The following is an 11417-nucleotide window of genomic DNA, read 5'->3' as shown; positions in this document are numbered from 1 at the left end:
GCGGTCCTGGGGACCGCCGGGCCGGGAAGCGGCACGATCACTCGGCGTCGAGCTGCGCACCGACCTCGTCGCTGATGTCGAAGTTGGCGAAGACGTTCTGCACGTCGTCGCTGTCCTCCAGGGCGTCGATCAGCTTCAGGATCTTGCGGGCGCCGTCGGCGTCCAGCTCGACCTGCATGCTCGGCAGGAAGTTGGCCTCGGCCGAGTCGTAGTCGACCCCGGCGTCCACCAGGGCGGTGCGCACGGCGACCATCCTGGAGGCCTCGGAGACGATCTCGAACGAGTCGCCGAGGTCGTTGATCTCCTCGGGCTCCTGGTCCAGGACGACCTCGAACAGCTTGTCCTCGTCCACGCCGTCCGCCTTGGGGACGATCACGACGCCCTTGCGGTTGAACAGGTAGGACACCGAACCCGGATCGGCCATCGAGCCGCCGTTGCGGGTCATCGCCACGCGCACGTCGGAGGCGGCGCGGTTGCGGTTGTCGGTGAGGCACTCGATGAGCACCGCGACGCCGTTCGGGCCGTAGCCCTCGTACATGATCGTCTGGTAGTCGGCGCCGCCGGCCTCCAGACCGCCGCCGCGCTTGATGGCGCGGTTGATGTTGTCGATCGGGACCGAGCTCTTCTTCGCCTTCTGGACGGCGTCGTAGAGCGTCGGGTTACCGGCCAGGTCGGGACCGCCGGTGCGAGCCGCCACCTCGATGTTCTTGATCATCTTGGCGAAGAGCTTGCCGCGCTTGGCGTCGATCACGGCCTTCTTGTGCTTGGTGGTAGCCCACTTAGAGTGGCCGGACATCGCCAGCTCCTTTACGTCGCCAAAGGGAAATGAACAGATGAGATCTTACCGGTGCCACCGGCGGTGGCCCGCACACGGTCGCGCACGCGCGGTCACGCGGCGGCGAGGTGCTCCTCGACCATGCGCACGAAGTAGGCGTGCACCCGGTGGTCACCGGTGAGCTCCGGGTGGAACGAGGTGGCCAGCAGGTTGCCCTGGCGCACGGCCACGACCCGGCTCTCCGGGCCGTCGGCGGCCGGGAGCTCGGCCAGCACCTCGACGCCCGCGCCGACCGACTCCACCCAGGGGGCGCGGATGAACACGCCGTGCACCGGGTCGCCGTCCAGGCCCCGGAAGGCGACACCGGACTCGAAGGACTCGTTCTGTCGCCCGAAGGCGTTGCGGCGCACCGTCATGTCGATGCCGCCGACCGTCTCCTGGTCCTCGCGCCCGTCCAGGATCTTGTCCGCCAGCATGATCATGCCCGCGCAGGTCCCGTACACCGGCATCCCGGCGGCGACCCGCTCGCGCACCGGCTCCATGACGCCGAACAGCAGCGCCAGCTTGGACATCGTGGTGGACTCCCCGCCGGGGATGACCAGCGCGTCGACCCCGGCGAGCTCCTCCGCCCGGCGCACCGGCCGGCCGATCGCGTCGGCCTCGGCCAGCGCGATCAGGTGCTCGCGGACGTCGCCCTGGAGGGCGAGGACACCGATGACTGGAGTGGACACTTCTCGTACCTCTTGACTCTCGAACGGACGACGCGCGGCGGCCCGCCGCGCCGATGATCTCACCGCGCGGCGGGCCGTCGGGCGCGCATTACCAGCCGCGGTTGGCGTACCGCTCGCTCTCCGGCAGCGTGTCGCAGTTGATGCCGACCATGGCCTCGCCCAGGTTGCGGGAGGCGTCGGCGATGATCTTCGGGTCGTCGAAGAAGGTGGTGGCCTTGACGATCGCCGCGGCACGCTTGGCCGGGTCGCCCGACTTGAAGATGCCCGAGCCGACGAAGACGCCCTCGGCACCCAGCTGGCGCATCAGCGCGGCGTCGGCCGGGGTGGCCACGCCACCGGCGGAGAACAGCACGACCGGCAGCTTGCCGAGCTCGGCGACCTCCTTGACCAGCTCGTACGGGGCGCGCAGCTCCTTGGCGGCGGCGAACAGCTCGTTGTGGTCCAGCGCGCGCAGGTGGCCGATCTCGTTCTTGATCTGGCGCAGGTGGCGGACCGCCTCGACGACGTTGCCGGTGCCGGCCTCGCCCTTGGAGCGGATCATGGCCGCGCCCTCGGCGATGCGGCGCAGCGCCTCGCCCAGGTTGGTGGCACCGCAGACGAAGGGGGTGGTGAAGGCCCACTTGTCGGAGTGGTTGACCTCGTCGGCCGGGGTCAGCACCTCGGACTCGTCGATGTAGTCGACACCCAGCGACTGCAGGACCTGGGCCTCGACGAAGTGACCGATCCGGGACTTCGCCATCACCGGGATCGAGACCGCGGCGATGATCTCCTCGATCATGTTCGGGTCCGACATGCGGGCCACGCCGCCGTCCTTGCGGATGTCGGCCGGCACCCGCTCCAGGGCCATGACCGCGACAGCGCCGGCGTCCTCGGCGATCCTGGCCTGCTCGGCGTTGACCACGTCCATGATCACACCGCCCTTGAGCTGCTCGGCCATGCCTCGCTTCACCCGGGCGGTGCCGATCTGCGGCTGGTCTGCGGTGGTGGGGGTGGTGGACACGTGAGACCTCACTCGAAGATGAACCAGTGCTATCGCCCTATGGTAGGCAGAAGAAACCGCCCCTCCATGCGCCATCGAGTCCAGCCCGCGTGACGGGATACGACAAACAGGCCGGATCCGGACCGCCCGCCGCGACGGGTGAGACGCGTGCCACGCGGACCCGCCACCGGGCCGTAACAATCCCCTACGCCGGAGCGCCCTCCGGGGTCAGCGCGAGCGGCGGCGCGTCGTCCATCTCGAAGGCCATCGGGAACGGCGCCTTGCCCGCCAGCCGGAAGTAGCGCACCAGCCGGTGCTCCCGCACCGCCCGCGCCGCCCGCACCGCGTCGTTGTGGAACCGTCGCGCCATCGGCACCCGCCGCACCGCCGCCGTCAGGTCCCGCAGCGCCTCCTCGCCGCCCGGCTCCGCCACCAGCACCGCCGTCTGCTCCGGCTCCGCGAACACCGCCCGCAGCGCCAGGCTCAGCCGGCTCTCCGCGACCTCGCGCTCCTCGTCCTCCGCCTGCCGGGCCGCGTGCGCCGCGTCCAGCAGCAGCAGCGACGCCGCCGGGTCCAGCAGCGAGGACGTCGCCAGCTCCATCGCCACCGAGGCCCGGCGGACCAGCTGCGCGTCCAGCGCCGCACGGGCGGCGTCGATCCGGGCGTGCAGCCGGTCCAGCCTCCCGGCAGTCCAACTCAGGTACATGCCGAACAGCACCACGGCCACGCCGGCCCAGATCCAGGTAGTCACGGGGCGCTACGCTACCGGGTGCTCCCGGTTCACCCCTCTATCGCCGTGTTCCGGTAGACCTCGCGGTCCATGTCGCGCACGTCCACCGCCAGGTGCAGCCGCTCCCCCGGCGCCGGCTTCAGCTGCGCGGCCAGCAGCGCCAGCACCCCCTCGGTGAGCGCCGTCTTCGCCTCCGCGCTGCGCCCGGGGAAGATCCGGAACTGGACGAACACCTGGGCGTCGGTCCGCTCGCCGTACCCCACCACGACCTCCGGGTCGGTGCGGCGGAAGACCGTCTTGCAGCCCTCGGGCCGGGCGGCGATGGTCTCCACCGCGAGCCGGTTGATGGCCTCGCCCAGCTCACGGCGGTCGAAGGAGCCGTCCAGGCTCGGGGAGTAGTCGACGGAGATCTGCGGCACCGGGGCCTCCAGGGTCACGGGGAACGGAACGTCGGTCAGGAAGGACCGTTCGACCCCAACCACGCGGGTGCCCCGTTCAATCCCGGCCGCCGCCGGTCCGTCCCGGCAGCCCGCTCCCGGTCGGTCCCGGTCAGTCCCGGGCCGGACCGGAACGGCCGCGCCGGCCGCTGCGCTCGTCCTCCTCGACGACCGCCGGCCCGCCCGCCGTCACCGTCTCGTACACGGCCAGGATGTCGGCGCCCACCGTCGACCAGTCGAACCGCCGCACGTGCCGGGACGCCGCCTTGCGCAGCTCCTCCAGCCGCCCCGGGTCCCCCAGCAGCCGCACCGCCGCACGGGCCAGCGCGTCCGCGTCCTCCACCGGGAACAGCTCGCCCGCGTCCCCGCCGTCCAGCACCTGCTTGAACGCGTCCAGGTCGCTCGCCAGCACCGGCGCCCCCGCCGACATCGCCTCGACCAGGATGATCCCGAAGCTCTCGCCACCGGTGTTCGGCGCCACGTACAGATCCACGCTGCGCAGCAGCCGGGCCTTGTCCCGGTCGCTCACCATGCCGAGGAACTCCACCTGCGCGCGGACCTCCGGCGCCAGCCCGGCGACCGCCTCCTCCTCGTCGCCCTTGCCGGCCACCAGCAGCCGCACCCCGGGGCGCTCGGCGAGGATCCGCGGCAGCGCCGCCAGCAGCGTCGGCAGCCCCTTGCGCGGCTCGTTGATCCGGCCGATGAAGCCGATCGTGCCCGGCTCCCCCCCGGCCGCCCCGCCGGTCCAGCGCGCGTCCGGCTCCGCCCCCGCGAAGAAGCCCACGTCCACGCCGTTGGGGATCACCACGGCGTCCCCGCCCAGGTGCTCCACCAGGGTGCGCCGCGCGTACTCGCTCACCGCGATCCGCGCCCGCATCTTCTCCAGGCCGGGCTGCAGGATCGGCGAGGCCGCGATCATCGCCCGCGAACGCGGGTTCGAGGTGTGGAAGGTGCCGACCATCGGCCCCGAGGCCGACCACGCCGCCAGCATCGACAGGCTCGGCGAGGCCGGCTCGTGCACGTGCAGGATGTCGAACCGGCCGTCGTGCAGCCACCGCCGCACCCGGGCCGCCGACAGGATCCCGAAGCTCAGCCGCGCCACCGAACCGTTGTAGGGCACCGCCACCGCCCGGCCCGCCGAGACCACGTACGGCGGCAGCGCCTCGTCGTCCTCGGCCGGCGCCAGCACCGACACCGAGTGGCCCAGCCCGATCAGGTGCTCGGCGAGGTCCCGGATGTGGAACTGCACGCCGCCGGGAACGTCCCAGTCGTACGGGCAGACGATGCCGATCTTCACGGATCTCCTCGGGAATACTGCGGGCGGTGCGGACGGCGGCGGGCGGCACGGACGAGGGTGCGGCCCGCGGGGCCGGCCGCGGCGCGGACGGCGGGACCGCCGGCGGCGCGGGAGCCGGGGCGGGAGGGGGACGGCAGGCGGAGCGGACGACCGGGCGGGCGGCGGGGCTCAGGCCCCCGGCGCCTCCGCCGCCGGCTCCCCGGCGGCGGGCTCCCGGACCGCGGACTCCCGGGCGCCCGGCTCGCGGGCCTCCGGACGGGCGCCGCCCGGGGCGGCCACCGCCCCGGTGGTCCCACGGGCCGGGAGGTCGGCCAGCCAGAAGCGCTGCAGCATGTGCCAGTCCTCCGGGTGCTCCCGGATCGCGTCCTCCCACACCGAGGCCATCGCCTGCGTCATGGCCCGGATCCTCCCGGCCCGGTCACCCTCCGCCGGCACCGGCACCTCCGGGTGGATCCGGGCCCGCATGGTCCGGCCCTCGTACCAGATGGACACCGGCATCAGCGCCGCACCGGTCCGCTGGCACAGCGCCGCGGGACCGGCCGGCATCCGCGTCGCCTCACCGAAGAACGACACCTCGATGCCCGCCTCCGAGAGGTCCCGGTCCCCCACCAGGCAGACCAGCCGTCCCTCCCGCAGCCGCCGCGCCAGCGTGCCCACCACGTTCACCGAGCCGCCGGTCAGCGCCAGCACCTCCATGCCCAGGCTCTCCCGGAACGCCACGAACCGGTCGAACAGCCGCTCCGGCCGCAACCGCTCCGCCACCGTCGTGAACGGGTACCCCTGCATGGCCACCCAGGCCCCGGCCAGGTCCCAGTTGCCCATGTGCGGCAGCGTTATGACCGCGCCCCGGCCCGAGTCCAGGGCCTCCCGCAGCTGCTCGAAGCCGTCCACCCGGACGTCCCGCAGCACCCGCGCGCGGCCCCACACCGGCAGCCGGAACGACTCCTGCCAGTACCGCATGTACGACCGCATCCCGGCCCGCGACAGCTCCCGCAGCCGGGCCTCGTCCGCCTCCGGGCGCACCCGCAGCAGATTCGCCTCCAGCTGCAGCACCCGCTTGCCGCGCCGGCGCCACGCCGAGTCCGCCAGCCGGTCGAACAGCCCGCGCGCCGCCGGCTCGGGCAGGTGCTTGAGCACGCCCCAGCCCGCCGCGTACGCCGCGTACACCAGTCGGTCCGCCAGACTTTCCTTCACCGCGGGACCGCCCCCTCTCAGCTACCGGCCGCCACGCGGTCCGCCTCGAACGCCTCACGGCGGACCTGCAGCATCCGCTGGAACACCGTCACCAGACTGCCGGCCGCCACCAACCACAGCGCCACCGGCAGCAGCCACTCCACGTACGGCACCCCGAACGTGGCCAGACCCGCCACACCGGCCGCCACCAGGCTGATCACCAGCCGCTCGGCCCGCTCCACCAGCCCCGACACGTCGCACGGCAGCCCCTGGCTCTCCGCCCGCGCCTTCGTGTACGACACCACCAGCCCGCTCGCCAGGCAGAACACCGCGACCGCGCACAGCAGGTCGTTGTCGCCCTTGCCCGCGTACCACATGGCCAGCCCGCCGAAGACCGCCGCGTCCGCGACCCGGTCGAGCGTCGAGTCCAGGAACGCCCCCCACCTGGTGGACTTCCCCAGCTGCCGCGCCATGTTCCCGTCCACCAGGTCCGAGAAGATGAACAGCGTGATCGTGATGGTGCCCCAGAAGAACTCCCCGCGGGGGAAGAACACCAGCGCACCCGCCACCGAACCGGCCGTACCGACCAGCGTCACGGTGTCCGGACTCACACCCAGACGGATGAGGAACGCGGCGAACGGGGTCAGGACACGTGTGAAGAAGGCACGCGCGTATTTGTTGAGCATGGCCTTCCCGACCGCTCCGATCTCCCTGGTACCCGCCTGCGGCCAGAGTGCGCGGCAGACGACCGGACGGATCAGCCCACCCGGCGCACCCATCGTAGCCACGCCCGGCGACCGACCCCGCCCACACACCGCCCGGCCGCCGCTCGCGCGCCCCCCGGCGCCCCCGCCCCTAGACTTTCACCGACACCCTCGGCGCGACCGGAGGAGACCCCCGATGCCCGACCGCAGCACCGCCCGGGCCGGCCAGGCCCCCGCCGTCGCCGGACCGCGCGACCTGCGCAACGTCGTCCTCATCGGCTGCGCGGGCGTCGGCAAGACCACCCTCGCGGAGTCCCTCGCGCACGCCGCCGGCGCCCTCGGCCGCCCCGGACGCGTCGCCGACGGCACCACCGTCTCCGACCACGAGCCCCTCGAACACCAGCAGCAGCGCTCCGTCCAGCTCTCCCTGCTCCCCCTGGAATGGCGCGGCACCAAGATCAACCTGATCGACCCGCCCGGCTACCCCGACTTCGCCGCCGACCTGCGCGCCGCCCTCCACGCCGCCGACGCCGCCGTCTTCGTCGTCTCCGCCACCGACCCCGTCACCGCCCCCACCCGAGCGCTGTGGCGCGAGTGCGCCGCCGAGAACATCCCCCGCGCCATCGCCGTCGCCAAGCTCGACATCGCCCGCGGCAGCCTCGACGACATCCTCACCGCCTGCCACGACGCCTTCGGCCTCGGCCCCGACACCCTGCGCCCGCTCTTCCTGCCCGTCCACCACGACGGCCGCCCCGACGGCAGCGTCGACCTCCTCACCGGCCGCACCTACGGCGAGACCGACCCCCTGCCCGACACCGCCCCCGCCCGCGAGAGCCTCGTCGAGGCCATCTCCGGCCAGGACGACACCCTCATGGAGCAGTACCTCACCGGCGGGACCCCCGACACCGAGTCCCTCGAAGCCGGCATGCGCCGCGAGGTCCTCGCCTGCGCCCTGCACCCCGCCGTCCCCACCGGCGAACACGGCCTCGGCGCCACCGAACTCCTCGACCTCATCACCACGACCTTCCCCGACCCGACCGAACGCACCCGCCCCGCCCCCGCCTGCGACCCCGACGCCCCCCTCGCCGCCCAGGTCGTCCGCGTCACCGGCGACGCCTACGTCGGCCGCGTCAGCCTGCTGCGCCTCTACGCCGGCACCCTGCGCCCCGACACCCGCATCCGCCTCACCGGCCCCGCCCACCCCGACGACCAGGACGCCGAGGAACGCGTCACCACCCTCACCAGCCCCTTCGGCAAGCTCCAGCGCCCCGTCCCGCACGCCGTCGCCGGCGACCTCGTCTGCGCCGCCCGACTCACCACCGCCCGCGCCGGCGACACCGTCCAGGAACCCGGCCACCACGCCGACCTCGAAACCTGGCCCCTCCCCGAACCCCTGCTGCCGATCGCCGTCGAGGCCCACAGCAAGGCCGACGACGACAAGCTCTCCCAGGCCCTCGCCCGGCTCGCCGCCGAGGACCCGGCACTGCGCCTCGAACAGAACCCCGACACCCACCAGCTCGTCCTCTGGTGCACCGGAGAGGCCCACGCCGAAGCCGTCCTCGACCGGCTCCGCGGCCGCCACGGCGTCCACGTCGACACCGTCGGGCACCGGGTCGCCCTGCGCGAGACCTTCGGCACCGCCGCCGCCGGCCACGGACGCCTCGTCAAACAGTCCGGCGGCCACGGCCAGTACGCCATCTGCGAACTGGAGGTCGAACCCCTGCCCGCCGGCTCCGGCTTCGAGTTCCGGGAACACGTCGTCGGCGGCGCCGTGCCCAAGCACTTCATCCCCTCCGTCGAGAAGGGCGTCCGCGCCCAGCTCGCCAAGGGCGTCGCCACCGGCCACCCGCTCGTCGACATCCGGGTCACCCTCACCGACGGCAAGGCGCACTCCGTCGACTCCTCCGACTCCGCCTTCCAGACCGCCGCCGCCCTCGCCCTGCGCGACGCCGCCGAACACGCCGTCATCCGGCTCCTCGAACCCGTCGCCGCCGTCGGGATCCTGCTCCCCGACGACTACCTCGGCGCCGTCCTCGGCGACCTCTCCGCCCGCCGCGGCCGCGTCCTGGGCACCGAGACCGCCGGCCCCGGCCTCACCATGCTGCGCGCCGAGGTCCCCGAACTCGAACTCGCCCGCTACCCCGTGGACCTGCGCTCACTCACCCACGGCACCGCCGGGTTCAGCCGCGCCCACCTGCGCCACGAACCCATGCCCGCCGCCCTCGCCGCCCGCCACACCGACCGGACCGGCTGAGGCCCGGCCGGCGCCCCCGGGAGCGGCTCAGCGCGGCGGCAGCGCACAGGCCGGCGTCCCGCCCGGCATCCGGTGCCGGTTGCGCGCCACCCACCGGTACGCCAGCGCCGCCACCGGACGCACCGGCGCCAGCGCCAGCACCCCGCCCAGGTACGCCCAGGCCCCGCCCGAACGCATCAGCAGCCGCGCCACCGCCTGCGCCCCGCCGTACACCCGCCCCGCCGGCGTCACCCACAGCACCTCGCGCCCGGCCCGCTCGGGGGTCACCTCGCCCCGCCCGCCGGCCAGCGCGTCCAGCCCCGCCAGGTCCGCGAACTGGAACGGCACCGCCTCCCAGCCCCCCGACGCCAGCGTCTGCCGCGGATAGCGCTCCGCCCACTGCGCGCACGTCGTGCAGAACGCGCAGTCCCCGTCGAACACCAGCACCGGATCCGTCAGCACACCGTTCTCCATGCCGCCATCGTGCCCCATCCCGCCCGGGAAGCGGCCGCCGGGGCGCGTCGGACGACCGGAAGGTGGGCATCATGCCCCACGGGCCCGACGTGGCCCGTTCGTGACGGTACTTCAGACGATCATGCCCGCACCGGCACCCCGGCGCGGTAACCTGCCGCAGGACAAAGGGGAGGAGGGGACGCCACCGTGACCACGCTCGACATGACCCCGGGTGCGCAGATACCCCGGACCGACACCGGCCCGCAGACCGCCGGCACCCAGGCGATCTCCTCGGTGGCGTACCGCGACACCGCGCTGGAGGACGGCGCCGCCAAGCTCGCCGGGACCAGTGCCAAGAAGGGCCGCTTCGCCCTCTTCGCCCCCAACTTCGGCGAAGCCTGGAGCAAGGCGCTCATCTCCCGCACCCTGGGAGGCGACCGCAAGCCGCTGGTCCCCTCCTTCGGCCTCGACACCCGCCAGATCGTCGAGCACAGCCTCGCCGCCGAGGAGATCCGCCGCAACCGCGACCGGCGGCTGTCCACCATCACCGTCGTCACCGGCGTGCTCTGCCTGCCCGGCGCGCTCGTCTGGCTCGGCGCCTTCCAGCTCCGGGCCTGGCTGCGGCGCGACAACCCCAAGAACGCCGGGGCCTACGGCGCCGTCGTGCTCGCGCTCGCCGCCGGCCTCGCCGTGCTGCTCGCGGTCAGGCCCCCGGCCGGCGGCCTCCTCGGCATCTACCTGCGCGTCGTCATGCTCGCCCCGGTCATCGGCTGGTTCCTGGCCCGGCGCATCGTCGAACGCACCGCCGCCGACCTGCGCGCCCGCTGGCTCTCCCTCGTCGAGGGCAACGCCGTCGCCGCCACCGTGCCGATGGCCGTCCCCCGCGACGACCTCGACAAGAAGGCCGCCGAACTGCGCGCCAAGCTCGGCCGCCTCGACGCCGAGCAGGAGACCAACGTCCAGCACTACGCCGGCCCCAAGGGCATCCTCGGCGCCGGCCGCCGCTGGGGCGAGTGGAAGCTCATCGACACCCTGCGCCCCGCCGAGGGCCAGATCGACTTCCGCCAGTTCCACCCCTGGGACCTCGTCCGCAAGATCTCCGGCCACCTCAAGGCCCTCGGCATCAGCGAGGTCGCCAACAGCGGCATGCCCGGCGTCCGGGTCAAGCAGTGGGTCGTCTTCGAGGTCGGCGAGAGCGCCGACGAGATCAGCCGCCCCGGCAACGCCGACATGGACGGCGACCACATGCGCGACTTCGCCGTCCAGGCCATCGCCGACAAGCAGACCTTCTCCGGCGGCCCCCGGCACTACCTCGCCACCCAGTTCATCACCCACGACGGCAAGCTCGTGCTGACCTTCACCGTCACCGTCGTGCTGCTCGCCAACACCCTCAACATCACCGTCGCCGGCTACGCCCTCGGCCCCATCGACGGATTCTTCGGCGACAAGCCCAAGGACAAGGAGAAGTCCGTCGCCAAGACCTTCCGGTTCTGGGAGAACCGCACGGTCAAGCTCCGGCTGATCGACAACGACGAGGTCGTCCGGCAGGCCGTCCGCGCCCCCTTCCACCGGACGCCCGCCCTGCTCTCCTGGCTCGGCGGCGGCCTCGGCCTGCCCGAGCCCTTCGGCTTCCGGCACACCTGGGCCGGCCAGCCCTGGGGCACCCGCACCATGGCCGACAACGCCCTCAACGCCTCCCACCCGGTGCTCGGCGCCGTCCACACCGCCACCCTGGAGTTCCTCGCCGAGCACGACCTCGACACCGAGCGCGCCTTCAAGGGCCGCGCGGCCGGGCTCAAGGCCGAGGCCCAGGGCAGCCGCCCGTTCAGGGTCGACAAGTACGACGCGGGCTGATCCCGCCGGTGACGTGCGAGGGCCCCGCCGACCGGGAGACGGTCGGCGGGG

Annotated in this window: 11 protein-coding genes; 2 read left to right on the top strand and 9 right to left on the bottom strand. The window is 73.5% G+C overall.

Annotated features, from left to right (window positions below; genetic code table 11):
- Positions 1-37: 37 nt before the first annotated feature.
- From ACFCX4_RS29010 to pgsA, 8 genes are all read right to left on the bottom strand, one after another.
- On the bottom strand, positions 38-796 hold the full coding sequence (locus tag ACFCX4_RS29010) for a YebC/PmpR family DNA-binding transcriptional regulator (protein WP_376148624.1): 759 nt from the start codon (positions 794-796) through the stop codon (positions 38-40).
- Between the two features lie 92 nt (positions 797-888).
- On the bottom strand, positions 889-1506 hold the full coding sequence (pdxT, locus tag ACFCX4_RS29005) for a pyridoxal 5'-phosphate synthase glutaminase subunit PdxT (protein ID WP_376148621.1): 618 nt from the start codon (positions 1504-1506) through the stop codon (positions 889-891).
- Between the two features lie 88 nt (positions 1507-1594).
- Positions 1595-2506 carry a pyridoxal 5'-phosphate synthase lyase subunit PdxS gene (pdxS, locus tag ACFCX4_RS29000; protein ID WP_376148618.1) on the bottom strand — a complete coding sequence of 304 codons (912 nt, stop codon included), beginning with the start codon at positions 2504-2506 and terminating at the stop codon, positions 1595-1597.
- A gap of 184 nt (positions 2507-2690) precedes the next feature.
- Positions 2691-3191: a hypothetical protein gene (locus ACFCX4_RS28995; RefSeq protein WP_376148627.1), complete on the bottom strand. Its 501-nt coding sequence runs from the start codon at positions 3189-3191 to the stop codon at positions 2691-2693.
- A gap of 74 nt (positions 3192-3265) precedes the next feature.
- Entirely contained in the window at positions 3266-3697 is a 432-nt protein-coding gene (locus ACFCX4_RS28990) for a 5-carboxymethyl-2-hydroxymuconate Delta-isomerase (RefSeq protein ID WP_376148615.1), read from the bottom strand.
- A gap of 67 nt (positions 3698-3764) precedes the next feature.
- Positions 3765-4949, bottom strand: coding sequence for a glycosyltransferase family 4 protein (locus ACFCX4_RS28985; protein ID WP_376148612.1), 1185 nt, complete (start codon positions 4947-4949; stop codon positions 3765-3767).
- 168 nt (positions 4950-5117) lie between these two features.
- Positions 5118-6143: a phosphatidylinositol mannoside acyltransferase gene (locus ACFCX4_RS28980; RefSeq protein ID WP_376148610.1), complete on the bottom strand. Its 1026-nt coding sequence runs from the start codon at positions 6141-6143 to the stop codon at positions 5118-5120.
- Positions 6144-6160: 17 nt separating this feature from the next.
- The gene (pgsA, locus tag ACFCX4_RS28975) at positions 6161-6808 is read right to left on the bottom strand and encodes a phosphatidylinositol phosphate synthase (protein ID WP_376148607.1); all 648 of its coding nucleotides are present in this window, start codon (positions 6806-6808) and stop codon (positions 6161-6163) included.
- Positions 6809-7022: 214 nt separating this feature from the next.
- On the opposite strand from pgsA, the gene ACFCX4_RS28970 reads away from it, so the two are divergent.
- The gene (locus tag ACFCX4_RS28970) at positions 7023-9080 is read left to right on the top strand and encodes an elongation factor G-like protein EF-G2 (protein ID WP_376148604.1); all 2058 of its coding nucleotides are present in this window, start codon (positions 7023-7025) and stop codon (positions 9078-9080) included.
- Between the two features lie 27 nt (positions 9081-9107).
- Here the strand turns inward: ACFCX4_RS28970 and ACFCX4_RS28965 are convergent, their stop codons facing one another.
- Positions 9108-9533: a thiol-disulfide oxidoreductase DCC family protein gene (locus tag ACFCX4_RS28965; RefSeq protein WP_376148601.1), complete on the bottom strand. Its 426-nt coding sequence runs from the start codon at positions 9531-9533 to the stop codon at positions 9108-9110.
- A 186-nt stretch (positions 9534-9719) separates the two neighbouring features.
- On the opposite strand from ACFCX4_RS28965, the gene ACFCX4_RS28960 reads away from it, so the two are divergent.
- Positions 9720-11366, top strand: a complete 1647-nt coding sequence (locus ACFCX4_RS28960) for a hypothetical protein (protein WP_376148598.1) — start codon at positions 9720-9722, stop codon at positions 11364-11366.
- Positions 11367-11417 lie beyond the last annotated feature (51 nt).

It is taken from the genome of Kitasatospora sp. NPDC056327 (assembly GCF_042261735.1).
GTDB lineage: Bacteria > Actinomycetota > Actinomycetes > Streptomycetales > Streptomycetaceae > Kitasatospora.
The sequence above is the reverse complement of the archived record's forward strand: the minus strand, read 5'-3'. Positions and strand labels throughout refer to the sequence as shown.

Coding starts and splice junctions, on each gene's coding strand:
- ACFCX4_RS29010 (WP_376148624.1), bottom strand. CDS start 796: ATGTCCGGCCACTCTAAGTGGGCTACCACCAAGCACAAGAAGGCCGTG.
- pgsA (WP_376148607.1), bottom strand. CDS start 6,808: ATGCTCAACAAATACGCGCGTGCCTTCTTCACACGTGTCCTGACCCCG.
- ACFCX4_RS28970 (WP_376148604.1), top strand. CDS start 7,023: ATGCCCGACCGCAGCACCGCCCGGGCCGGCCAGGCCCCCGCCGTCGCC.
- ACFCX4_RS28995 (WP_376148627.1), bottom strand. CDS start 3,191: ATGTACCTGAGTTGGACTGCCGGGAGGCTGGACCGGCTGCACGCCCGG.
- ACFCX4_RS28965 (WP_376148601.1), bottom strand. CDS start 9,533: ATGGAGAACGGTGTGCTGACGGATCCGGTGCTGGTGTTCGACGGGGAC.